We start from the raw sequence: 23413 nt of genomic DNA, 5'->3' as shown, positions 1-23413 counted from the left end.
CGGCGGTAGTCGAATGGTGACGCGAGTCCGCGAAGATTCTTCGAGGATCTTTTCGAGCGCGTACGCCGCGTTACTGGGCAAGCCGGAACGCGAGCTCGGTCTCCCACTTGTTCATGTCCGGCTGCTCGGCCGGATCGTCGAGGTAGATCTCCAGGCGAGAGCCCCAGCGGTCGCCGTCGGCGTCCCACTCCAAGCCCTGCTCAGCGGCCCAGTCGAGCAGCGAACGGGTCGCGTCGACCAGCGTGCTCGGGTGCCCGACGTGCAGGAGCCGCGCGTACTTGCCGCCGGGCAGCGTGCCGGCCTGGACACGTTCGTCGCCGTCGGCCGGCGTGGCGACCGGGAGGCCGATCTCGATCTCGAGCCGGCGGTCCATGTCGATCAGGTCGTACTTCACGAACGGCGCGCCGGCCGGCTGGACGCCGTGGGCTCCGAACCAGCCGAACAGCCCGCCGTGCAGCTCGGGAATCGTCTGGCCGATCGTCTGCATGGAGACTGCGGCGGGGATGAACAGATACGGCTGCTCGGGCCGTTCGATGATCTCGGGCACGGTGTGGCGTCCTTCCTTGTCGAGCGGAACGCGCCTCATCGTGGGGTCTGCCCCAGGGGCGGGGTCAAGGTCTTCGGAGATCGCAAGAGGGGCACCCCGGTCGCCCGGGATGCCCCTCTTACAGGTGTTTCAGGTGCTACGTGATGAGCTACCTCTTAGAAGATGTAGCCGCACTCGTACCCGATGAACTCCTGCTCCTCGGGCGAGAGCTCGTCCCACGTCTTCCACTCCGCACCTTCCGGCGCGGTAGCGTCGAGCGACGCCTTGAAGAAGTCCAGCGCGATGAACGGCGCGCCGACGTAGGCCGAGCTGATCAGCTGAGCAGCACCCTGGCCGAGCTTGCCGCCACCCTCGTTCCAGGTGAGCCAAGCCAGCTCCGAGGGCTCGGAGAGGTGGTTCTTGCCCTCCAGGAAGTCACGCGCGATGAACGGCGCGCCCACATATGCGGCCGAGATCAGCTGGGCAGCGCCCTCGCCAACCAGGCAGCCGCCTTCGTTCCACAGGTCCCATGCCTTCTCCGAGGTGTCGGAGAGGCCCGTCGCGCCGACAGGACCGTCGACCGGACGGGCCAGCGCCGGAGCAGCGCTCAAAGCCACGACTGCACTCGCGGCAGCGAGCACGGAGATGAGCCTGCGTGCGCCCTTGTGCATGTGCACACTCGTCCTTTCGTTGTGCCCCCGACAGTCGTCGGAGGCTTGTACACCGGTGTTTTTTCGAGGACCGAGCGGCGTCGGAGGTCCCGCCGGGCCTCAATTCAGCGACAACGTGCGATCGCTGAGTGCCAGACGGTAGTCGGGCAGCTACGGCATGTCAAAAATATCGGGACTTCGGGCGATTTGGCCGGCATGAACAGTTTGTGACGTAACGGGATACGGCGCGGAACGAGGGGTCCGATACCCGCCAGCTTGCTGTCGTGAGCGCGGCAACGATCGGAGGTGAATCTACTTTCGATGGAAGGACGGGTCATGGATCTTCGGCTGTCGTCGCAGGTCGCAGTCGTCACAGGCGCCTCGAAGGGCATCGGTCTGGCGATCACGCGCACGCTGCTCGAGGAGGGCGCTCAGGTCGCCGCGGTGTCGCGGAAGGTGTCGCCGGAGCTCGCCGCTCTCGACGGACCGTCGTTACTGCACGTAGCGGTGGACCTGACGGACCCGCTCGCGCCGGCGGCTGCCGTCGCGCGTGCGGTGGAGGCGTTCGGCGGGCTGGACATCCTGGTGAACAACGCGGGCGGGCCGCCGCCCGGCGTGTCGCTGCCGCGCTTCTCGTTCCTCTCGCCGTCGGACGACGACTGGCGGTCGATGTTCGAGTTCAACCTGTTCTCCGCCGTACGGGCGATCCGCGCCGCCGTACCGCACCTGCTCGCCCGTGGCGGCGGGTCGATCGTGAACGTCACGTCGACGATGGGCCGGCAGCCGGCGGCGGTGAACGTGGACTACGGCGCGGCGAAGGCCGGGCTCGCGCACGTGACGAAGTCGGTGGCGGCGGAGTACGGCGCGCAGGGCATCCGGGTCAACACGGTCGCGCCGGGCGCGACGCTGACGCCGTGGTGGACCGACGAGGGCGGCGCGGCGGACATCTTCGCCTCGGCTTCGGGGAGCACGCGCGCGGAGGTCTTGGCGTCCGGGGCGGCTTCGTCGATGGGGCTGCTGACGGGCCGGCTGGTCTCGCCGCAGGAGGTGGCGGACGTGGTGGCCCTGCTGGTGTCGCCGCGGTCAGGGTCGACGACCGGCGCCGAGTACGTCGTGGACGGTGGGCAGCTGAAGGAGCTCTGAGCGCTCTTGTATTTGGGTTGCCGGCGGCTTGGTCGGTTGGCCAGCATGCGCTTCTGTGGACGACTCGCGGGCCTCGCCCTCTGCCGCACTGCTCTCGCTGGTCCGTTCCGAGTACGGCCTCGCCGTCTCGGGGGACGAGCGCGACCTGGGCGGGAGCTACAACCTCAACCTGCTGGTCGCCGGGTCGTTCGTGGTCCGGGTGTACGGGTCGTGGGTCTCCGCTGAACGAGTCGCGGCTGTTCAGGGGGTGCGCGAGGGGCTTCGGTTGGCCGGGTGGCCGATCGCTCCGCTGCGGCGCGCTCTGTCTGGGGCCGACTTCGTCGCGTTCGGTCAGCGCGTCGTCGAGGTGGAGACGTACGTCGACGCCGGGTCGCCGATGGCGAGCTGGGACGAGCTGTCGGCGGGGCTGCCTTGGCTGGCTCGCCTGCACGACGCGCTGCGGTGCGGGCCGTGCCCGCCGGCCGTGACCGAGGCGCCGGTGGCCAACCACCTCTTCGCCGCCCGCGTCCACGAGGACACCGAGGAGGCGTTCGCCGCTCTTCGTTCCTGGGTCTCGACGGCCACGGAACGCCGCTACCTCGCCGCCGCCGAACAGCTGGTCGCCGTCGTCGCCGAGGTCGACCGCTTCGAGGTACCGGCGCAGCTCGTGCACGGCGACTTCTGGCACAACAACGTCATCCTCGACGGCTCCCGCCTTGTCCGGCTGGGCGACTTCGACTTCCTCGGCGTACGGCCACGGGTCGACGATCTCGCCCTCACGCTGTTCTTCGCCAACGAGCATCACGGCCGCGACGACCTGTCCCAGGCGCGGATCGACCAGCTGCGCCGGCTCGTCGACCGCTACGACGAAGCTTCGGAGCACCCGCTGACCGAGGTCGAGCGAGCCGCGCTGCCGTACGCGATAGCCCGCACCCCGCTGACGTTCGTCCGCGACCTCGCCGACGGCACGCCCTTCCACCGCCAGGAGCTCGTCGACCTTCGCGGCCCCGAGTACGAGTGGGCCCTCCGCGCCCTCGACGACCCCCGCTGGCTCAGCCTCGGCGGGACAGCTCCGTGATCATGTACGTGATCGTGAAGGCGAACCCGCCGTATATGACCATTACGGCTTCATGATCACGTACATGATCACAGGTTCGAGCGGGTCCGCCGGCAGCCGCGGGCAGGGCCGCTCACCATGGAGGGGCGAGCGGTCCTGGCGGGTCTTATGGACGGACCGAGCTCGTCGAGCTCCGCTGCCCCCGTCCGACCTGGGCACTCCCGGCGCTCGACGACCCCCGATGGGCCATGGCGGGCGGGTTCCGGCACGTGATGTCTCAGGGGGCGTGCCGGAACCCGTTCCGCCGACCGAGGTCGCGCGTCGTCGTCCTGGGGGAACTAGACCGCGGGCAACCTCGACCCCGGCTAGCCGGCTACGGCGAGCCGGCTCGCTCGGTCCCGGTCGTCCGGTTCGGCTCGGTGCAGGGGTGGCGCGTTGCGCTTCGCCCTGGCTGCCTTGTTGCGCCCGAACAGCAAGGTGAAGACCCACCGCACGTTCGCCAGCAGACGGCTGGCGAGACTGGGGTTCACTCGCTTGCCCTGGCTTGGACGAGGGTTGCTCGCGTCATCTGCGGCCACCACCGCACCTCCCCAAGTAGTCAGCACCGGACATCCGACCTGACACCTGGGTGATGGAATGGTGACGAAGAGTTCTCTGTGACGTACGTCACATCTCGGCGACGACCTCGCCGTCGGCGAGGAACTGGTCGAACGAGCCCCACGGTTCCTTGCCGTCCTTGGACATGATCACCTCGCCGGAGTACTGCGCGAGGTAGACGCGGCGCAGCTTGTCGGTGAGGTTCGGGCCGGAACGGTGCAGCACCACGCTGGAGAACACCGCGATCGACCCGGCCGGCACGATCACGGGCATGCCGGGGTCGGAGCCAAAGTACGCGACCCGGTCGTTCACGACGGGGTCCGGAATGTGCTTCACGTACGACTTGATCCCCGACCGCGAGTACGGCAGCAGGTAGACCGAGCCGTTCTCCTCCGTGACATCGTCGAGCGCGATCCAGCAGGTGAGGTACGGCTCGTGGTCCTCGTGCACGTAGCCAGAGTCCTGATGCCAGGCGAACGACGTGTCGGGGTCGGCGGCCTTGATCACGTACTGCTCCCAGAACAGGTATGCGTTCTTTCCCAACGTGGCAAGGCAAATCTGCTTCATCAGCTCGCTGAACAGGAACTGGCGCAGTTCCGGCCGGTCGCGGTAGATGAAGTTGCTGAAGTACCGCTTGCCCCTCGCGTTGATGCCGATCCGGTCGACGCCGGCCTCGTCCATCGCAGCGTCGAGCTTGTCGATGGAGAACTGCGCACCGCCGCGCAACAGCTCCAGGTGCTCGTCGGACAGCGCGCGCTCGAGCAGGAAGTAGCCCTCGGTCCGGTACTGCTCGCGCATCTCGTCAGTGATCAACCCAGCAACGGAATCCGTGGTAGTCATGGCTTCGACGTTAGGCGCGAGCGTGAGCGCGTGGAATGGCTCTGCTGGCTCGGGCATGTACGTTTTGGCGCATGGAGCCGGACACCCGCATCCTCGTCTCCGACGGCCCAGCGACCAGGATCGGCCAGCTCGTCCTGGCCGGCGAGGTGGTCGACGACGAGCCGTGGATGCCGTCGCCTTTGCGCACGATGGACGCGTACATCCTCTCGTTCGTCTTCGGCGGTAGTGGCAGCTATCGGCACGCCGACGGGCACCTCTCGCCGATCGAGGCGGGGTCGGTCACGGTGGTGCTGCCGAACGAGCCGCACTGGTACGGAACGGCGCCGGGCGAGACGTGGACCGAGCTGTTCGCGGTGTTCACCGGGCCGTTGTTCGACCTGCTGGCGAACGTGGGAATCGTGGGTACGGGCGGGCCGCACCATCCGCGCGCGACACCGTCCGCGACCACGTTGCGCACGCTGCTCAGCGCGGCACCGCGTTCGCAGACCGCGGCGGAGCATCAGCTGCTGGGCTTGGCGGACTGGCTGATCGACACGGCGCGGCCGTCGGACGAGTCGGGGTTGAGCGCGGCGGTCGCCGGGGCGATCGACCTGCTGGCGGACGACCTGACGGCGTCGCTGTCGATGCGTACCGTCGCCGAGCGCATCGCCTTGCCGTACGACACGTTCCGCCGCCGCTTCACCGCGGAGGTCGGCTCGTCACCCCTGGCCTTCCGCAACGGCCGCCGCCTCCAAGCCGCCGCCAACCTGCTGCGCCTGACCGACCTCACGACGCGCGAGATCGCCCGCACCCTTGGGTATACGGACGAGTTCCACCTCTCCAAACGCTTCCGCGCCCACTTCGGCACCCCACCCCGCACGTACCGCCTCGCCAACCGCCGCTCGTGACGCTGATCGGCGGGTTGTCGGTGCTGGGCCGTACGGTCGGTCGATGTGACCGAGGAAGCCGTGGTTCGCCACTCCGTGCAGGTGCTGCTCTTCGACGAGGGGGATCGGGTGCTGCTCCTCCAGTCAGCGGACCCGGACTCGAGCTCGACGCTGTGGCGGCCGGTCGGCGGCGGGATCGAGGCGGGCGAGACCGTTCAGGACGCGGCGCGGCGGGAGGTCGCGGAGGAGACCGGACTGCCCGACCTCGAGCTCGGGCCTGAGCTCTGGCACCGGCGCCACCTGTACACCTGGCTGGGGAAGCGGTGGGACTCCCGCGAACGCTGGTTCCTGGCGCGGGTCGACCACTTCGCCCCGACCGAAGCGGGCATGACCGAGCAAGAGGCACGCCACCACCTCGAGCACCGGTGGTGGACGTACGACGCCCTGGCCACAACCACCGAACGGTTCACGCCGCACGACCTTCCCGAACGCGTGGCGAACCTGCTCACCGACGGCCCACCCGCCATCCCCCTCGACCTGCACCACTGAGTTTCCGGGCGCGGATCGTCCGGAATGGGGTCTACGGTCCCCGCTATGACCGACACACCGTGGGAACCGCCGCTCGCCGGCACGGAGGAAGAGCAGCTCATCGGGGCGCTCGAGCGACTCCGCGCAACCTTCCGCTACAAGGCCGACGGCCTCGACGCCGAAGGGCTCCAGGTCAGCATCGGCAAGTCGGACCTCACGCTCGGCGGCCTGCTCAAACACCTCGCCCGCGCGGAGGAGGACATGTTCACGTTCAAGCTCACCGGCACCCCGCAGGGCGAGCCGTGGAGCAACGCCGACTGGGACAGCGACGAAGACTGGGACTTCCACTCCGCCGCCCACGACACCCCCGAGCAGCTCTACAAGATCTGGGACGACACGATCGCCAAGTCCCGCGACCGCCTCGCCCAGTTCCTCGAGAACGGCGGCCTCGACCAGGAAGCGCACCTCGGCTGGGACGGCCAGCACGCCACCGTGCGCAGGTTGGTCTGCGACCTCATCGAGGAGTACGGACGGCACACCGGGCATGCCGACCTGATCCGCGAGGCCGTCGACGGACGGGTCGGCGAGGACCCGCCGGCCGGCTGGCGACCGAGTTCATAGCCTCCGTGCATCAAAACCGTCGAGAACTTGCATTGGACGCACGAACGCAGCCCTGCCTAGATTCGCGATCATGAGAACGCGTGCCCTGGGACAGACCGGCATCGAAGCCAGCGAGATCGGCTTCGGCGCGATGCAGCTCGGCAACCACGAGTGGAACGGCCCCGACACCGAGGAGTCGATCCGGCTCGTCCACGAGGCGATCGGCGTGGGGTGCACGTTCATCGACACCTCGCCGGTCTACGCGTACGGGCGCAGCGAGCAGATCCTCGGCCAGGCCCTCGCCGGGCGCCGGAACGAGGTCGTGATCTGCACCAAGTTCGGCGTCTGGCCGGACGCGACGCTCGACTACTCCGCCGACCGCATCGAGGAGTCCGTGACGGGCAGCCTGGAACGGCTCGGCACCGACTACCTCGACGTCGTGCTGTTCCACGGCCTCCCGCCGGACCGCACCGCCGCCGGGCTAGCGCAGCACTACAAGGCGCTGCAACGCCTCGTCGACAGCAAGCTCGTCAAGGCGTACGGCATGTCCTTCGAGCCGCCGAACGTCGACGAGCTGCGCAGGTACGTCGAGGAGGGCGGCGTCAGCTGCTTCGAGTTCCGCTTCAATCCCCTTGCCCAGCACACGATCGCGCTCTTCCCCGAGCTGCAAAAGCAAGGCGTCGGGCTGATCGGCAACGTCCCGCTGGAGTCCGGCTGGCTCTCCGGCAAGTACGACGCGAGCTCGACGTTCGACATCGCCCGCGACCGCTGGACGCCGGCCGACATCGCGCACCGCGCCGCCCTCGTCGACGAGCTACGCGCGATGCTGCCGGAGGGCATGAGCCTGCCCCAAGCCTCGCTCGCGTTCATCCTCGCCCAGCCCGAGGTGTCGACGATCATCCCCGGCATCAAGTCGAGCGAGCAGCTGCAGGCCAACACGAAGGCCGTCGAGCTCGCCCTCCCAGACGAGCTCGTGGCGGCCATCCGCGCCCTGGGCGCCAACCAGGCCGAACTCCCTTGGTGACCTAGTCCCGGGACGGGTCGTGCCGCAGGTGCGCTGCCTCCTCCGACTCCGGGGCAGCGAACGAGGGCGGCGTGAACGTGCTCGTGATCGTCCGCGTCTGCCCGTCCCGTGCGGCGTCGATCGCGGCGAGCATCACCTCGAGAACGTGGAACGCGTGCTCCGCGGTCACCAGCGGCGAACGACCCGTCTCCACGCACTCCACCAGGTGCTGCAGCCCGTCGGTCCACGGCCAGCGCGGGTCGCGGTCGGCGTGAATCTGCCACGCTCCAACAGAGTTCTGCCACAGCTCGTACCCCGCCGGGGCCCAGTCGTCGCCCATCATCTGGATCGTGCCGTCGCTCCCGTACAGCTCGATCGCGGGCCCGCGGTACTGCTGCATCGTGAAGCCGGTCGTCACCGATCCGAAGAACGCGTTGCCGAAGTCCAACAGGATCTGGAAGTTGTCCTCGGCCTCGACCTTCATCTCCTCGCCGTCGACCACCCTTGTGGCATTGGCGATTCCGGCCATCGCCGTCACCCGGCGCACCGGGCCGAACCAGCCGGTCAGCGACGTCACGTTGTACACGCCGAGGTCGAACAGCGGCCCGCCACCGGACTTGTAGAACCACTGGCCCCACCACGGACCGGACCAGCCGTACCGAGCCCGCGCGAGATGCGGCCGTCCCACGTCGCCGCGCTTGAGGTGCGCGTCGATCGCCTGGAACGTCGGGCTCAGCACCACGTGCGGGGCGCAGATCAAGTGCCCCGGCGCCGACTTCGAGAACTCCAGCAGCTCCGCGGCCTCCGCCAATGTGGTCGCCATCGGCTTCTCCACGAGAACGTGCTTGCCGTTCTCCAACGCCGCCCGCGCGATCTTCCCGTGCTCCGGCATCGACGTCAGCACGAGCACCGCGTCGACGTCCGGCGAGGTAACGACGTCCTCGTACGACGTACTGAACTTCGGGATGCCCAACTCGTCACGGACGAAGGACTCCTTCGACCCCACGACGTCGCACGCCGCCACGGTCTCGATCCGCCCACGCTCGCGGAGCTGCCGCGCCAGCGACATGTACGGACCCGACATCACGCTTCCGCAGCCGACGAAACCGACTCTCAATGGATTGCTCAAAGCGAAGGCCCTCCTAGCCCTTGATACCGGTCAACGCGATTCCCCGCAGGAAGTACCGCTGGGTAAAGGCGAACAGCACGATCAGCGGCAACGTGACGAGCGCCGAGGCGCCCATCATCAGCGCCCACTCGGTCGTTCGTTGAGCCTGGAACGCGAACAGCCCAAGGCTCAACGGGTAGCTGTCCGGCTCCGTCAGATAGATCAACGGACCGAAGAAGTCGTGCCAGGTGCCCAACCAGGTGAACACCGCGACCACTGCCAACGCCGGCTTGACGAGGGGCAGCATGATCTGCCAGAAGATGCGGAACTCGCCTGCCCCGTCGACCCGTGCCGCGTCGGACAGCTCGTTGGGAATCGTCATGAAGAACTGCCGCAACAAGAAGATGAAGAACGCGCTGCCGAGGAACTGCGGGATGATCAGCGGCGCGTACGAGCCGATCAGTCCCATCACCTTGAACAGGACGTACGTCGGGATGAAGATGATCAGCGGTGGAATCATCAACGTGGCAACGGTGGCGATGAACAGCACGTTCCGGCCGGGGAAGCGCAGCTTGGCGAAGCCGTACGCGACCAACGACGACGAGATCACCGTCCCGATCGTCACCATGCCGGAGTAGAACACGCTGTTCCACAGCATCCGCAGGAACGGGAAGCCGGGATAGTTCAACACCTGCGGGATGTTCTCCCACCGGATCGGGTCCGGCCACCAGGTGATCGGCGACGAGAGAATCTGGGTGTCGTCCTTCAGCGCCGACGTCAGCATCCAGTAGAACGGCAGCACGAACAACAGCGACACCGCGATCAGGATGACGTGCCGGCCCACGGCTACGGCGCGGCTGGGCGGACCGTTCATTGGTCCCTCCCCGCGTAGAAGACCCAGACCTTCGACGACCAGAAGATCAGCAACGTGACCACCAGAACGGCGAGGAACAAGATCACCGACAGCGCGGACGCATAGCCCATCGCGAAGTACCGGAACGCGCTGCGATAGATCAGCACGACGTACATCAACGTCGAGTCGAGCGGCTCCCCCGCGGTGCCACCCGCGATGAACGCGGACGTGAACACCTGGAACGAGTTGATCACGCCCATCACCAGGTTGAACAGGATCACCGGGCTCAGCAGCGGGATCGTCACGTGCCAGAACCGCCGTACCGGACCGGCACCATCGATCGCCGCCGCCTCCAGTAACGACATCGGCACTTCCTTCAATCCAGCAAGGAAGACCAGCGTCGACGCGCCCAGCGCCCACAGGCTCAGGATGATCAGCGTCGGCTTCGACCACGACGGATCGTCAAGCCAGCCGGGCGTCGGTAACCCCACCCCGCGCAAGATGGTATTGACGAGGCCACTGTCCGGACTGAACATCAGCATGAACACGATCGTCGCCACGACCGGCGGAGCCAACACGGGCAGGTAGAACAGCGTGCGGTAGAAGCCGATCCCCTTCGCGCCGAAGTTCAGGATCAGCGCGAGCACGAGCGACATCACGAGCCCGAGCGGCACCGAGATCAGCGCGTAGTAGGCACTGTTCTGCACCGCGATCCAGAACTGCGGATCGTTGGTGAACATTCGCTCGTAGTTCGCCAGCCCGACCCACTCCGGTGGCTGGACCACGCTGTACTCGGTAAAGGAGTAGAACACCGACGCCAGCACCGGGTACGCCGTGAACGCGATCAGACTGAGGATCCACGGGAGCGTGAACAGCACCCCGGCAAGCGACTCGCGCCGGCGGAGCGTCAGCCCGCGCCCGCGACGGGAGGGTGGCGACCCACCCGCCGGTGACCGGTGCGAGGACTGCGAATCGGCCCGAACGGCAGACGTCACAACACCTTCTCCAGCTCGCCCTGACAAGCCTTCTGCGCCTCGGCGAGCGCGTCCTTCGGCTTGGCGGCCTTGTTCGAGACCCGTTCGAGCACGCGCGTCAGCTGGTCGACGGCGAACGTCTGCACGGGCGAGTCCCACATCGGCGAGGAGTTCTGCAGCTGGTCGCGGAAGAACTTGATCGTCTTGTCGGCGAACTCCTGGCCACGCTTCTCGACGAGCCGCTTCGGCACGATGTCCTGCGGCACCTTCGCGTTCGTCGGCAGGTCGGGGAACTCCTCGAACTGCGCGACCGCCCCGTCGACCGCGATGTAGTCGAGATACTTGAACGCCGCTTCGGGATCGTTCGACGCGGTGGGGATCGCCATCCAGTTCGGCCAGTAGCCCGACGTGGTCTTGGTCCCGCTCGGTCCGATCGGGTTGGCCGCGACCTCCCAGCGTTCGAACTTCGCCTCGACCTGGTAGAACGACCCGATCATCCAGGTGCCGTCCATCTGCATGGCGATGCGCTTCTGCTGGAAGAGCGGCGGTGCCTCACCGAGCGAGGTCCAGGAGTTGTTGACCTTGGTGATCGAGCCCTTGTACTCCTCGTCCAGCCAGGACATCAGGAACTCGAGGAGCTCGACGTTCTGCTCGGCGTCCAGCGTGTACTTCTGGTTCTCCGCGTCGTAGATCCCGCCGCCGTTCAGCGCGCACCAGAGCGGGAACACGTACTGGTCGAACGACGGGATGAAGCCCGCGGTCTCGAGCCGATCGCCCTTCCAGACCGTGAACTCCTTCGAGATCGCACGCATCTCGGCGAGCGTCTTGGGGAAGTCCGCGCTCTCCGCCGGGATGCCCTTCTCCTCGAACCACTCCTGGTTGTAGAACATCCCGTACGAGCCCGCGGTGAACGGCAGTCCGTACGTCTTGCCGTTGGCCTGACAGCTCTTCAGCACGGCCTCGGGCCAGTTCGAGACCTGGCAGTTCTCCGACTTCTCCATGAACTCGTCGAGTGCCATCAGCGAACCGCGAATCCCCAACGCCACAGGGGTATCCCAGATCACCGTCGCGCTCGGCGGGTTGCCGCCGGCGATCCGGGAGAGCAGGACCTCGAGGAAGTTCTGCTCGCCGGTGAGCCTGGTGACCTTGACGGTGACGTTCGGGTTGTCGGTCTTGTAGTCCGCGGCGAGCTTCTCGTGCACCTTGAGGTACGCGTCCTCGCCGCCGGGCAGCCAGAACGTCAAGTCCACCTTGCCGCCGGGCGACTGACCACCGGAGCTGCCGGTGGAGCCTCCCGTCGAGAAGCAGCCAGGCAACAACGTCGCCGCGCCACCGAGGCCCGCGAGGCTGAGAAGATTGCGCCGTGTCAGTCCCCCGTGTCCGGTGCTCCTGGTAGCAGCCATGCTCGTTCCCTTCGTTACCCCGTGACCGGTAGGTAGGACGGGGCGACGGCGAAGAGGAAGACCGCCGATCGCGCCGACACGTTCTGGTACTGATGCCGCGCACCCTGTGGCACGTAGCAGCCGTCGCCCGGGCCGAGCTCGCACCAGCTCTCGCCGCCGTCGGCGTCGGGGAAGAACACGTTCAGCCGCCCCTCGAGGACGTACAGGCTCTCGTCCCCGCCGTGCTGCTCGACCGGCCCGCGCCGGCCGGGCAGCAGTTCGCCGCGGCCGACCGTGAGGTGCTCGGTGCTCGCGAGCAGGCCGACGAGCAGGTCGCCGTCGGGCGTCTCCAGGCGATAGAGCACGTCCTCGCGGCGGATCACGCGCAGGGACTGCTTGCCGCGGATCTTCTCCTCGTCGAGCGGCCACTGCGTCAACTGCGTGTTGTCGTGGTACGCCCAGGAGGTGAGGTTGTCCTTCGTCTTCGCGTACGCCGACGACGTTCCCTGTGACGGCGGGGGCGCGAACAGCTCGAGCACCCGCAGCTGGCTCGTCGCGTCGTAGTTGTAGCCGTGGTGCCAGGTGTCGCGGCGGAAGAAGATCGCGTCACCGGTGTTGGCGCGCTGCACCTCTCCCGTCGCGGGGTTGGCGATGACGAGCGTGCCCTCGAGCACGTAGTAGATCTCGTCGGCGGCGAACACCGTACGGTTGGCGTCGGAATGCTGGAACCGTCCGCTCGGCGGAAGACTCAACTCCAGTTGGTGAATCTTGTCCGAAGACACGTAGATCCGGTCCTCGACGAAGCCAGCTTCCTCGTCCCCCCAGAGGTGCAGCACGGCGTCGTCTCGCTTGATCGCGGTCGGCTTGTCGTACGAAGGTCGCGGCGATGGCCTACGCCCCATGTCTGGGCCCCTCTCGAAGAACAGTGCGGAACCGGTAACGGTCACCGCGGTAGGTGATCCGGCCGACCTCGAACGCACGGTCGGCCTCGTCGAAGCAGGTGTAGCTCCCGACCAGGACGGCCTCGCCCTCGGATAGGCCGAGGTGCTTGGCCTCGCTGCCCGCGGCTCCCTGGGCCTGCAGGACGTAGTCGGCGCGGCTTGGGTGGAGCTGGCAACGTTCCCTCAGTGCCGCGTAGAGCGAGGTGTCGGTGAAGTCGAGGTCGACGATCTCGCGGACGAGCGCCACCGGCATCCAGGTGCTGGCGACGGCAACGGGAACGCCGTCCAGCTTGCGCAGCCGGTCGAGGCAGAACACCTCCGAGCCAGGCGCGATGCCAAGCTCGTCGGCCTCCTCGAGCGTGGCCGGCCGTACCTTCTTGTAGAGCACGTCCGCGGTCGCGACCAGACCGCGCGCGGCGGCCATCTCGGTGAAGCTGAGCGGCGGGTCCTGACCCTCCTCCACCACGCCCGGCTCGACCACGTGCCAGCCGCGGCCGTGCGCCGGCTCGACCAGCCCGTCGTCGTGCAGCGCGCGCAGGGCCACCCGCAGGGTCGCGCGACTCACGCCGAGCTGCGCGGACAACTCGCGCTCGGCCGGCAGCCGGCCACCAGGACCGAGCGAACCGCGCGCGATCGCGCCCGCGATCATGCGGTAGACCTGCAGCGAAGGCGGCTCCGCGCCGTCCTTTCGCACGCTTTCGAGAACCATGTCGTTCCTTGCGGCACCGGGGCTAGTGGTTCGCTATTCTAGACCACTATGAACCAGGAGGGCGATGTGGTCTGGGAAAATCCCGACTGGATTCGCCAGGACCACGTGGATTTGGACGGGCTGTGGGAGAGCGCGACGTTCACGCTGAACGAGGCCTACGACGTCGTGGTCGGGCCGCGCTGGCAGCTCGGCCTGCCCGCCCAGCCGTACGGCGAGATCTGGCTGATCCGTTCCGGCGTTTGTGCCGTTGAGCTTGACGAACGGCGGGCGCTGGCGTCCGCCGGGCAGGTCGTGATCCTCCGTCCGGGACTGCGCCGGATGTCGGCGAATGGCGGCTCGGGCACGTTGGCCTTGGTGGGTTTCGGCTGCTCGCTGCGTTCCGGGCCGGTGGACCTGCTGGGCCGCTTCGACCTTCCGCTTGTGGTCACTTCGCCTACTTCGCGGGTGTGCTCGCTGATCTCCCAGACCGTGGCGGCCGCGCAGGGGTCCGGTCCGGATCGGGTGTTTCGGGCGCGGGCTCTCGCGGCGCTGGCTGTCGCTGAGCTCGTGCGCGACGAGCCTTCCGCCGCTATCACCGAGATCCGGCCGGAGCTGCGTGCTGTGCTGGCGTACATCGCTTCGCACTATGGGGATCCATTGGACCTGCGGGCGCTCGCCCGGGTTGCCCATCTGTCGCCGAAGCAGCTGGGGCGGTCGTTCGGCGCCGAGCTCGGGCTGACGCCGATGACGTACCTGCGCCGGTTCCGGTTGGATCGGGCGCGCGAGCGGGTGGCGGGGACGGACGAGCCGATCTCGCGGATCGCCCACGCGTGTGGGTTCTCGGAACTTGCGGCGTTCTCCCGAGCGTTTCGGCGGCAGCATGGGGTGAGCCCGCGAACGTTGCGCGACCATTCGCGCGCGCTGCGGACAACTGTGTGGCCCGTACGGTCAAGTAGTGGGCGGACGTTGTCCGTAGCGTCGAGTCAGGAAGGGAGATCCGATGACTGAGACGACGACATTCCGGCTGAGCGACGCGCAGGTCGCGGCGTTCCATCGCGACGGTTTCCTGGCGATCGAGCAGCTGACGACTGCTGACGAGGTCGCCTCGATGCGGGAGGTGTACGACCGGCTGTTCTCGCGGCGCGACTTCGACCAGGGCGACCATCTGGAACTTTCGGAGGTGGATGCCGAGGGGCGGGAGACGTTGCCGCAGATCCTCAGCCCGGAGAAGTACGCGCCGGAGCTGGCCTCGACGCTCGCCCGGCGGAACGCGTTGGCTCTCGCGCGGCAGCTGCTCGGGCCGGAGGCGGAGCACAGCGGCGACCACGCGATCATGAAGCCGCCGGGGCTGGGTGCGCCGACGCCGTGGCATCAGGACGAGGCGTACTGGAACCCGGCCGTTCTGCACACCGCGCTGAGCATCTGGATGCCGTTGCAGGAAGCGACGGTCGAGAATGGGTGCATGTGCTTCGTTCCGGGCAGCCACGTGCGCGACGTCGTACCGCACCACCTGGCTTCGGCCGATGCGCATGCTCTGGAGGTGGACTCTTCGGATCTGGTGGCTGACGAGGTGGCGTGTCCGATTCCCGCTGGCGGGGCGACGATCCACCACTGCCGGACAGTGCACTATGCGGGGCCGAACGTGTCGACGACGCCGCGGCGGGCTTACATCATGGGCTTCCACGGGCAGCACCGTCCGCTGCCGGTGGCGCGGGACTTCTCCTGGCAGCGGCCGGAGTGGACCGCGTAGTCGTCGCCCTGGACGTGGGCGGCACGAAGCTCGCCGGGGCGCTGGTCGCCCCGGACGGGTCGGTCGTCCATTCGTCGACGGTGCCTACGCCGCCGCGGGATCCGGGGCTTCATGGTGTGGTTTCCTTGGCTGCTTCCTTGGTGTCTGTCGCTGGCTCGCGCGGGTTGTCCGTTGTGGGGTTGGGCGTGGGGATGCCGGAGTACGTCGACCGCGCTGGCTGTTTGACGTCTTCGGAGGTGCTGGACTGGACTGTGCAGCCTGCTTCCTTATTGGCTGAGGTGTGTCCGGGTGTGCCGGTGGTGGTGGAGTCGGACGTGCGGTGTGGGGCGCTGGCCGAGTGGCGGCTTGGGGCGGGGCGTACGTACGACGGGCTCTTCTACGTGTCGTTGGGGACGGGGGTGTCGTCGACGCTGGTCGCCGACGGGCGCATGGTGTCCGGCCACCGCGGCGAGGCCATCGCCTTGGGCGAGCTGTCGGTGCCGGCGTCCGTTCACCCTTCCTGGGAAGGGAATCTGGAGTCCTTCGCGTCGGGTGCGGGGCTCGCTGCCCGCGCTGGCGATCTGACGTCCGCGGGCCGGGCGTTGGGCCTCGTTCTGGCCGACGCGGTGGCTCTGCTGGACCCACCCGTCGTGGTGATCGGCGGCGGCCTCGGCACGGCGGCGACGCCCTTGTGGGAAGCGCTGCGCGACATGTACCTCGGCCGAGCCTCGCGCCGCCCCCACCCCCCGCCCATCGTCCAAGCCACCCTCGGCCCCCAAGCCAGCCTCCTCGGCGCCGCCCTCTTCGCCCTTCGCACCTGACCTGGACCCGGAGGACGGCCTCGAGGTGTCGTTGCGGCGCTGCTCGGCCGGGCTGGCGCCGCTTTGTATGAAGGGTCCCTTCCTTCGAAGCTCCTCGAGCGAGGGGACCCTCCGCCCTTCGTGAAAGTGTGGGGTTCTGGTTGCGACACGCTGGCGTGTCGCGACCAGAACCCCACAGTTTGATGGGACATGGTGGATGGGCTGGGCTATTGAATGAAGGTGCCCTTCATTCAAAGGAACGGCGGTGGCGAGGCCTAGCTGGGTCGGGGGCACCCTGGTCCGAACCTATGGGACCGGGGTGCCCCCGACCCCAACCAGCGCCCGTCGTCCGAAGCACGTTCATGCGCCGGCGTGGGCTGTGGGCGTCCCGCATCCCCCTCCGAGCGCCCTCCCATGGGCAAGTGGGTGCTCGCTGTCCCGGTTCGTGGCACCTATGCGAGATGCCGGTCTGTCGGAGCAGGGGGTCCTTCGCTCGCCTTCCCGTGATCATGAACGTGATCATGAAGGCTAACCCGGCGTATTCGACTGGTTTGGCTTCATGATCACGGGCCGGGTTGGATGAAGGTGCCCTTCATCCAATGCCGGTTGTGATGGGCGCTCTCCGGGGTTTGGTGCTCTCGGGGTCTGTGGCGGCGGTCGATGGTGGTGGCCGGTCCGGCCACCTGTTTTCACGCGCCGCCCCTGCCCCGGAACAGGTGTCCCGGGGGAGGTTCCTTCTTGTTCCGGTTTGCTGCCGTGCTTGGGTCGCTTGTGGACCCCCGGCTTCTTGTTGTGCAGATGAAGCCGGGGCCTTCTGTTGCCGTCCCGCTGTTTTGAATGAAGGGCACCTTCATTCAATAGGTTCGAATGAAGGTGCCCTTCATTCAATCCCGTTGCTGGCGGACGTCGGCTACTGACTCGGCTGCGGCTCGGGCTCGGGGGTCGCAGCCTAGGGCTGCGAGGAAGGCTGCTCGGTCCAAGGTTCGGGCTTCGATCGCTGTTGACGCTACGGCTGTTGCTGTGCGGGGCGTGTTGCGTACTAGGGCTATTTCGCCGAATGCTTCGCCTGCTCCCAGGGACGCGATGTGCTTGCTGTCCTTGGAGATTGCCACCGTTCCTTCCACGATCAGCACGTACCGATCTCCCTCCTCCCCCTGCGTCATGATCACCTCCCCCGCGGTGAAGCGCGTAGGGGCGAGGCGGCTGGCCAGGTTGTCCAGGACGGGCATCGGCAACGGCGCGAACAGCGGTTGCCCCCGCAGGAGGTCGACTTCCGCGTCGCGCGTCCCCAACGCCTTGTCGAAGCGGATGAACCAACGCGCACAGGCAAGCGCCGCAAGGGGCAGCACGAGCCCCACGAGAACGAGTGACAGGCGGATGTCGAACGCCGCCAGGAGCACTCCCGCCAAGGCCGCGCCGAGGGCCATGCCGATCTGGTACGCCGACTCCAGCACTCCGAAGATCCGCGCCAGCAGGTGATCCGGCACCGCGCGTGGGATCGCGCTGTAGCAGGACACGTCGAGGAAGTCGTTCCCGATCCCCACCACGGCGAACATCAACAGGGCAACGGCGAACACAGGTACAGCACCGGTCAACGCCAACGGCGCGCCGAAGAGGATCAGGCCCACTCCGAACGAGCGGTAGAGCGACTGGCGGCGCACCAGACCGAGCGTCAGCGGCAGCCCGATCAGCCCACCCACGCCCAAAGCGGCGAACAACACCCCAAGCCCCGGCTCCCCCACCAGCAGCAGGTCGAGAGCCAGCGCGACGATGATCACGTTCATCGCGCCGCGTACGCCGGTCTGCAGCATGCCGACCACACCAAGCAGCCGGGTCTGCGGTGTGCGGACGAACGTCCGTACGCCGTCCAGCAGCGACGTGTCCTCGCCGAGCGGCGGCATCGCCGCCGGCACCGGCAGCCGCCCGGACAGCAACCCCGTGGCGACGAGCAGCAGAGCGGTCACAGAAACCGCCCACGAGGGACCGAGCAGCCCGAGCAACCCGCCGGCGAGCAACGGCCCGACCAGCGTGCTCGCCCCGTCCAGCAGCCCGGTCGCGGCGTTGCACGCGACGAGCTCCTCCGGCGTCGTCACCAGCGACGGCATCAGCGCGGAGCAGATCGGCCGGAACGCCCCGATCGCCAGCCCGCCCACTCCGGCGAGGACCAGTACGACCGAAACCGGACCGGCGGCGAACATCGCCAGAGCCATCCCCGCGGTCGCCACAGCGGCCACGAAGCCCAGGATCCGAAGCATGCCGCCATGCCCGAACCGTCCCGTCCCGGTCGTCAGAACGGGCACCCCCACGGCCGCCGCGACGGCCCGGATCACACCGTACGCCGCCACCGGCGCGGCACCGCCTTGCCCATACAGGTAAGCAGAAACCGCTACCAGCTGAGCCAGGTCGACGATCCTGGCGAGTGCGAGCGCGAGCTGACAGTCGCGCAAGCCCGGATTGGCGAAAACGACGCCAACCGCGGCGAGCTGACGGCGGAACTCGATGCGCGCCATCGGTCCCCCCTCCCGATCCCGACCCTCACCATGATCGTGACAGCTTCGGGCCGGGGCCGGCAAGAATGGGGCCATGGCGCAGATCGCGGATCAACGGATCGATCGCATCGAAACCGGGCAGCTCACGTACTCGTACCCGCGAACGGTCGGGCGCAACTCGCACCTCGGCAGCCACGGGTCGGGCGGCACGCTCCCGATCCTGGTGGTGCGTACGTCCGACGGCGCGCACGGCTGGGGCATCGCGGCAGGCTCGCTGTCGGCGCTGCCCGGGTTGGTCGGGAGCCGGCTCGGGGAGCTGTTCGACCCCGAGGTCGGGGTGATCAACGAGGCCGCGTTCCCGCTGGACTTCGCGCTGCACGATCTCGCCGGCCGACTGCTGGGTGAACCGGTCTACTCTCTGCTGGGCAAGCTCGGCGAGCCATCCGTGACGTGCTACAGCGGCGCGATCTACCTCGACGACCTGGATCCCGAGGGCTCACCGCGCGGCATCGACGCGGTGCTGGAGAACGCCGCCGCGGACTTCGCGGCCGGCTACCGCGCGTTCAAGCTGAAGATCGGGCGCGGCTACCGCTGGCAGGAGCCGCGCGCCGGCCTGCGGCGCGACATCGAGGTCACCCGCGCGGTGCGAACGGCGTTCCCGACCGAACGGATCCTGGTCGACGCGAACGACGGGTACACCGGGCCGGGGTTCGTCGAGTACTTCGAGCAGGTCAAGGACTGCGACCTGTTCTGGATCGAGGAGCCGTTCGCCGAGACCCGCGAGGACCTCGCGCTGCTGCGCCCGCTCACGGGGCCGACGCTGATCGCGGACGGCGAGGCCCACCCGAACGTCCCGGAGCTGCTGGAGCTGAGCAGGGAAGGGCTGCTCGACGTCCTGCTGATGGACGTCGTGTCGTACGGCTTCACCGCCTGGCGCCAGGTCATGCCATCCCTGCGCGAGGCCAGCGTCCAGGCCTCGCCGCACGCGTGGGGCCAGCCGCTGAAGTCGTTGTACGCCGCCCAGCTCGCCGCCGGCCTCGGCAACGTGGTGACCGTGGAGGGCGTGCCGGGTACGACAGCCGGTATCGACACGTCGGGCTACCCGCTGGTCGAGGGCGTGTTGAGCGTCCCCGCCCAACCAGGCTTCGGGATCCCGCTTCCTACGATCCCGCTCGCACCCGTGACCTGACCAACGGAACCACCCCCGCGAGGCTCAGCGAAGCCGCGATCACAAGGGCGTGCGGGCTGCTGCCGGCCAGGGCTGGCGCGAGCGCGCCGGCGAGGGTGAGGGCGGTGTTGGTGAGGCCGGCAGCCTCGCCGGCTCGGTCCAGCGGGACGGTGGTCATGGCGGTCGCGATCGTCAGCCCGTTGACGACGCCGAGGCAGAACGCGGCGGCCGCCACGCCACCGATCAGGCTCAGCGGGGTGGCGAGGAGCGCGAGGCCGGCGACGACCAGGAACGGCACGATGCCCACCTTGGCCAGCCGGTCGGACACGGCGATGCCGAGCGCCAGGGCGGCGGAGCAGACCGACATCCACGCTCCGGCGGTCGACGTGGCCAGCCGCCACGGCACGGCGAAGAGGACGAGCACGACGGCCGCGTTGGCGAGCGACCCGGCCGCGATCACCCGAAGCAAGGCGGCGTTCCGAACGACCGACTCGCTCCGCACTCGACCAGGACGCACTGTCTCCCTTGCCAGCAAGGCGAAAACTGCCCCGAGCAGCGCAACCGGAACCTCGAGCCAGAAGACGTACGGCCAGCCCAAAGCGTCGGCGACCAGCCCGCCGAGCACCGGCCCGGCGACCGTCGCGATCCCGCCGAGCCCGAACGCCAGCGCGATCGCGCGGCCTCGACGTTCCGCCGGATAGCTGCTCGCCAGCAGCGCCAGTCCGCCCGTCATCACCAGCGCGCCGAACAGACCCTGGCCGATCCTGGCACCGATCAGCCAACCAGCGTGCGGAGCCAGAGCGCACAGGGCCGAAGCCGCCGCGTACCCCACGTACCCGACCACCACCAGCTTCCGCAGCCCGACCCGGTCCCCGACCCGACCAGCGAGCACCTTTACGGCCACGCTGGCGAACATCGCCGCGCTGACCACCCAGGCAAGGACGTTCGCACGAGCGCCGAGGTCGGAGCCGATCCGCGGCAAGACCAGGTTGACGGCGAACGCGTCCCACTGGACGACGAGGACGAACAGAAGCATCGACAAGAAGGCGAAGCGAGATCTGGGCATGCGGGAGCGCTCCCTGGAGACAGAGGTCTGGTGGGAAAGGTGGGGGGAGCGCTCGGCGAGCTGCCGAAGATGAGGACCAGTTTACGCACCGGGCAATTGGGACGACACGCCGATGGGTGAACCAGGTGCCGCTACGGCCCGTTCAGAACAGGTGGTAACAGAGCTGTAACCGATCGGGAGGGACCCACATGCATCGCAACGCGCGGCTCGCATTGATGGCGGCCGGAGTCCTCGTCGCTGCATCCGCGGTCGGGACGACCGCTCTGGCGGGCGGCGACCACAGCAACGACCAGAAGGTGTTCGTCGAGAAGCTGACCGGCTACGAGGAGGACCCGCAGGCGCTGTCGACGGCGGGTTCGGGCCGGTTCTCGATTCGCATCAACGACAAGAAGCAAGAGATCACGTACCAGCTCAGCTACGGCAGCCTCGAGGGTACGGTCACCCAGGCGCACATCCACTTCGGCGGCAAGGCTCAGAGCGGCGGGATCAGTACGTTCCTCTGCTCGAACCTCGGCAACGGACCGGCCGGCACCCAGGCCTGCCCGGCCGCGCCGGCGACCGTCACCGGCACCATCCGCGCGGCTGACGTGATCGGCCCCGTGGGGCAGGGCATCGCGGCCGGCCAGTTCAGCGAGCTGGTCAAGGCGATTCGCGCCGGCGCCACGTACGCCAACGTGCACAGCACCCTCTACCCCGGAGGCGAGATCAGGGGGCAGCTCGACCACCACTGACTCTGACGGCGGTGAGTCGAGCCCACGAGGGCGGCCGGGGTCTGGATCAGGCCACCAGACCCCGGCCGTCCGCCTGGGCGTTCAGGGCCGCGCGGCTCGCGCGGTGAGTTGGTCCGCCAGTTCGACGCCGTTCGCCGGCTCGTAGTACTGCGCCGGCTGCACGTCCGGGTCCGCCTGCCATTGCACGAGCCGGAGCCGCGCGTCGCCGGACGCCGCCCAGATCTCGTCGATGCGCTTGTCGTCGACGTCGCACGAGCCGCTCACGGTCGCGCCGGGCGCGGCGAGCGGGAGGCGTACGAGGCACTCGCCGGCCGACTTCAGGTTGCCGCTGAGCACCGCGCGGACGACGGGCCGCAGGTGGTAGCGGTCGCTGACGTTGTGGCCGGTCACCTCGATCGGACAGTTGCCACGCCGGCAGCGGCTCGGCGGGGTGACCGCGTCGACCTCGAACGCCTTGCCGGTGAACTCCACCGGGATCAGTCCGGGGACGCCGCGCAGGTCCGCCGCCATCGCGCGGTAGGTCTCGGTCGCCTCCGCCACCGTCCCGCGCGTCGCGGTGAGCGCGATCGGGATGGGGTCGGTGACGATCGGTCCGGACGCCGGGAGGTGGTCGCCCGAGTAGCCCACGACCGGGTGCGGGGAGCCGGCCGACAGCCAGAGCGTGCCGACGTTCGGCAGGTCTAGGTGCAGCGCGTCCGTTGCCACGCCCGGCGGCCGTGCGTACGCCGCGTCGCCGGTCGTGGGCGCGATCCCCACCTCGCGGACGAGCTTGGCCAGCGCGTCGGGCGCGAGGTTCTGCCACGGTCGCCGGAACACCACTGACCAGCCGCTGGTCCGCCCCAGCTGCCTATTGCCGGTCACGACCAGCCGCTCGGACTCCCCGCCGACGTCGAGCACCCCGGTCAGGTCACCGGCACCCATCGTGCGTACGTCGACGCTCACCCGGTCGCCCTGGTACGTCCACGACCCCTTCCAGCGCAGGGTCGGCTCAGCCGCCAGCGTCGTCGCGACCGCCTCAGCTGTCGACAGCGGCGGAGGTGAGGCGCCGCAACCGGCGAGCAGAAGGGTCACGAGCACGGACGAGAACAGCCATCGCACCCCGCCAGTCTCGCGACGGTCAGGGTGCGACGGGAGAGCCCTAAAGCCGTGCCTTAACAGCGCGCGTTTCGAAAGAGGGCGGCCCTGTAGCGATCTATTCGATAGAGGGAGTCCCTCATTTGAAACGGAGAGGGCTGGGGTCGGCTGCGGCGCAGAGGGAGCAGGATGTCTGGTCTCAGGTCACTCCCGCAGGAGGTGGCTCATGGCACCCACCGGACATGCTGCCTCTTCGAGTGCGAGTCCATCACTCGAAGGTGGGCGGATGTCGCCGAGCCAACCCGCGTTGCTGGCGTTGCGCGGACCGGTTTGGGTCGGGGGCACCCCGGTCCCAGAGGTTCGGACCAGGGTGCCCCCGACCCAGCCAGACTTCATCACACCAGCACCACCGGCCACGACTACAACAGCCACCCCGCCGGCGTTTTGTATGAAGGGCACCTTCATTCGAACCTCTCGAGCGAGGGGACCCTCCGCCCTTCGCGAAACTGTGGGGTTCTGGTCGCGACACGCCAGCGTGTCGCGACCAGAACCCCACAGTTTGATGGGACATGGTGGATGGGCCGGGCTATTGGATGAAGGTGCCCTTCATACAAACGGCGC

General features: G+C 68.3%; 24 protein-coding genes. 11 read left to right on the top strand and 13 right to left on the bottom strand.

Features of this window, described 5'->3' with window-relative positions; translation table 11 throughout:
- Positions 1 to 70: 70 nt before the first annotated feature.
- Both JOD67_RS10505 and JOD67_RS10500 read right to left on the bottom strand, forming a co-directional pair.
- A complete protein-coding gene (locus JOD67_RS10505; RefSeq protein WP_205117245.1) occupies positions 71 to 586 on the bottom strand; it encodes a GyrI-like domain-containing protein in 516 nt (171 codons plus the stop codon).
- A gap of 116 nt (positions 587 to 702) precedes the next feature.
- The gene (locus JOD67_RS10500; protein ID WP_205117244.1) at positions 703 to 1197 is read right to left on the bottom strand and encodes a hypothetical protein; all 495 of its coding nucleotides are present in this window, start codon (positions 1195 to 1197) and stop codon (positions 703 to 705) included.
- A gap of 315 nt (positions 1198 to 1512) precedes the next feature.
- On the opposite strand from JOD67_RS10500, the gene JOD67_RS10495 reads away from it, so the two are divergent.
- Together JOD67_RS10495 and JOD67_RS10490 are read left to right on the top strand one after the other, a co-directional pair.
- Positions 1513 to 2319, top strand: a complete 807-nt coding sequence (locus JOD67_RS10495; protein ID WP_205117243.1) for an SDR family NAD(P)-dependent oxidoreductase — start codon at positions 1513 to 1515, stop codon at positions 2317 to 2319.
- Positions 2320 to 2374: 55 nt separating this feature from the next.
- Positions 2375 to 3376, top strand: coding sequence for a phosphotransferase enzyme family protein (locus JOD67_RS10490; RefSeq protein WP_205117242.1), 1002 nt, complete (start codon positions 2375 to 2377; stop codon positions 3374 to 3376).
- Positions 3377 to 3720: 344 nt separating this feature from the next.
- Here JOD67_RS10490 and JOD67_RS10485 read toward each other — a convergent pair whose 3' ends face one another.
- Both JOD67_RS10485 and JOD67_RS10480 read right to left on the bottom strand, forming a co-directional pair.
- Positions 3721 to 3885 (bottom strand): hypothetical protein, encoded by a 165-nt coding sequence (locus JOD67_RS10485; RefSeq protein WP_205117241.1) that lies wholly within the window; start codon positions 3883 to 3885, stop codon positions 3721 to 3723.
- Positions 3886 to 4021: 136 nt separating this feature from the next.
- Positions 4022 to 4792, bottom strand: a complete 771-nt coding sequence (locus JOD67_RS10480; RefSeq protein ID WP_205117240.1) for a phytanoyl-CoA dioxygenase family protein — start codon at positions 4790 to 4792, stop codon at positions 4022 to 4024.
- A gap of 71 nt (positions 4793 to 4863) precedes the next feature.
- On the opposite strand from JOD67_RS10480, the gene JOD67_RS10475 reads away from it, so the two are divergent.
- The 4 genes from JOD67_RS10475 to JOD67_RS10460 all read left to right on the top strand — a co-directional run bounded on the left by JOD67_RS10475 (position 4864) and on the right by JOD67_RS10460 (position 7810).
- Positions 4864 to 5679: a helix-turn-helix domain-containing protein gene (locus tag JOD67_RS10475; RefSeq protein WP_205117239.1), complete on the top strand. Its 816-nt coding sequence runs from the start codon at positions 4864 to 4866 to the stop codon at positions 5677 to 5679.
- A 45-nt stretch (positions 5680 to 5724) separates the two neighbouring features.
- Entirely contained in the window at positions 5725 to 6207 is a 483-nt protein-coding gene (locus tag JOD67_RS10470; RefSeq protein WP_205117238.1) for an NUDIX hydrolase, read from the top strand.
- Between the two features lie 45 nt (positions 6208 to 6252).
- Positions 6253 to 6807 carry a mycothiol transferase gene (locus JOD67_RS10465; RefSeq protein WP_205117237.1) on the top strand — a complete coding sequence of 185 codons (555 nt, stop codon included), beginning with the start codon at positions 6253 to 6255 and terminating at the stop codon, positions 6805 to 6807.
- A gap of 70 nt (positions 6808 to 6877) precedes the next feature.
- Positions 6878 to 7810, top strand: a complete 933-nt coding sequence (locus JOD67_RS10460; protein ID WP_205117236.1) for an aldo/keto reductase — start codon at positions 6878 to 6880, stop codon at positions 7808 to 7810.
- A gap of 1 nt (position 7811) precedes the next feature.
- Here the strand turns inward: JOD67_RS10460 and JOD67_RS10455 are convergent, their stop codons facing one another.
- From JOD67_RS10455 to JOD67_RS10430, 6 genes are read right to left on the bottom strand one after another with little or no spacing between them, the layout of a single operon-like run.
- Positions 7812 to 8918, bottom strand: coding sequence for a Gfo/Idh/MocA family protein (locus tag JOD67_RS10455; RefSeq protein ID WP_239553799.1), 1107 nt, complete (start codon positions 8916 to 8918; stop codon positions 7812 to 7814).
- Between the two features lie 13 nt (positions 8919 to 8931).
- On the bottom strand, positions 8932 to 9771 hold the full coding sequence (locus JOD67_RS10450) for a carbohydrate ABC transporter permease (protein WP_205117235.1): 840 nt from the start codon (positions 9769 to 9771) through the stop codon (positions 8932 to 8934).
- The gene (locus JOD67_RS10445) at positions 9768 to 10745 is read right to left on the bottom strand and encodes a carbohydrate ABC transporter permease (protein ID WP_205117234.1); all 978 of its coding nucleotides are present in this window, start codon (positions 10743 to 10745) and stop codon (positions 9768 to 9770) included. Before JOD67_RS10445 ends, JOD67_RS10450 begins: the two co-directional genes overlap by 4 nt.
- The gene (locus tag JOD67_RS10440; RefSeq protein WP_205117233.1) at positions 10742 to 12127 is read right to left on the bottom strand and encodes an ABC transporter substrate-binding protein; all 1386 of its coding nucleotides are present in this window, start codon (positions 12125 to 12127) and stop codon (positions 10742 to 10744) included. Before JOD67_RS10440 ends, JOD67_RS10445 begins: the two co-directional genes overlap by 4 nt.
- 14 nt (positions 12128 to 12141) lie before the next feature.
- Entirely contained in the window at positions 12142 to 13008 is an 867-nt protein-coding gene (locus tag JOD67_RS10435) for a cupin domain-containing protein (protein ID WP_205117232.1), read from the bottom strand.
- Positions 12998 to 13756 carry a GntR family transcriptional regulator gene (locus JOD67_RS10430; RefSeq protein WP_205117231.1) on the bottom strand — a complete coding sequence of 253 codons (759 nt, stop codon included), beginning with the start codon at positions 13754 to 13756 and terminating at the stop codon, positions 12998 to 13000. Before JOD67_RS10430 ends, JOD67_RS10435 begins: the two co-directional genes overlap by 11 nt.
- A gap of 48 nt (positions 13757 to 13804) precedes the next feature.
- Between JOD67_RS10430 and JOD67_RS10425 the strand changes: the two genes are divergently transcribed.
- Genes JOD67_RS10425 through JOD67_RS10415 form a run of 3 tightly spaced genes read left to right on the top strand, consistent with a single transcriptional unit; the run spans position 13805 to position 16285 of the window.
- Positions 13805 to 14743: a helix-turn-helix domain-containing protein gene (locus tag JOD67_RS10425; protein WP_205117230.1), complete on the top strand. Its 939-nt coding sequence runs from the start codon at positions 13805 to 13807 to the stop codon at positions 14741 to 14743.
- Positions 14736 to 15485 (top strand): phytanoyl-CoA dioxygenase family protein, encoded by a 750-nt coding sequence (locus JOD67_RS10420; RefSeq protein ID WP_205117229.1) that lies wholly within the window; start codon positions 14736 to 14738, stop codon positions 15483 to 15485. The genes JOD67_RS10425 and JOD67_RS10420 overlap by 8 nt, the downstream gene beginning before the upstream one ends.
- Positions 15473 to 16285, top strand: coding sequence for an ROK family protein (locus JOD67_RS10415; protein ID WP_205117228.1), 813 nt, complete (start codon positions 15473 to 15475; stop codon positions 16283 to 16285). Before JOD67_RS10420 ends, JOD67_RS10415 begins: the two co-directional genes overlap by 13 nt.
- Before the next feature lie 863 nt (positions 16286 to 17148).
- Here JOD67_RS10415 and JOD67_RS10410 read toward each other — a convergent pair.
- Complete coding sequence (locus JOD67_RS10410; protein ID WP_205117227.1) at positions 17149 to 18774, bottom strand: cyclic nucleotide-binding domain-containing protein; 1626 nt, start codon at positions 18772 to 18774, stop codon at positions 17149 to 17151.
- 73 nt (positions 18775 to 18847) lie between these two features.
- Here JOD67_RS10410 and JOD67_RS10405 point away from each other — a divergent pair, with 73 nt between their 5' ends.
- Positions 18848 to 19942 carry a mandelate racemase/muconate lactonizing enzyme family protein gene (locus JOD67_RS10405; RefSeq protein ID WP_205117226.1) on the top strand — a complete coding sequence of 365 codons (1095 nt, stop codon included), beginning with the start codon at positions 18848 to 18850 and terminating at the stop codon, positions 19940 to 19942.
- Here JOD67_RS10405 and JOD67_RS10400 read toward each other — a convergent pair.
- On the bottom strand, positions 19914 to 20987 hold the full coding sequence (locus JOD67_RS10400; protein ID WP_205117225.1) for an MFS transporter: 1074 nt from the start codon (positions 20985 to 20987) through the stop codon (positions 19914 to 19916). The genes JOD67_RS10405 and JOD67_RS10400 overlap by 29 nt on opposite strands.
- Before the next feature lie 188 nt (positions 20988 to 21175).
- Here JOD67_RS10400 and JOD67_RS10395 point away from each other — a divergent pair, with 188 nt between their 5' ends.
- On the top strand, positions 21176 to 21718 hold the full coding sequence (locus tag JOD67_RS10395; protein WP_205117224.1) for a CHRD domain-containing protein: 543 nt from the start codon (positions 21176 to 21178) through the stop codon (positions 21716 to 21718).
- A gap of 81 nt (positions 21719 to 21799) precedes the next feature.
- Here the strand turns inward: JOD67_RS10395 and JOD67_RS10390 are convergent, their stop codons facing one another.
- Positions 21800 to 22816, bottom strand: a complete 1017-nt coding sequence (locus JOD67_RS10390; protein WP_205117223.1) for a hypothetical protein — start codon at positions 22814 to 22816, stop codon at positions 21800 to 21802.
- Positions 22817 to 23413: the final 597 nt, after the last annotated feature.

Origin of the sequence: Tenggerimyces flavus, assembly GCF_016907715.1 — a bacterium.
In the GTDB taxonomy this organism is placed as follows: Bacteria; Actinomycetota; Actinomycetes; order Propionibacteriales; family Actinopolymorphaceae; genus Tenggerimyces; species Tenggerimyces flavus.
This window is presented reverse-complemented; position numbering and strand designations above follow the sequence as displayed.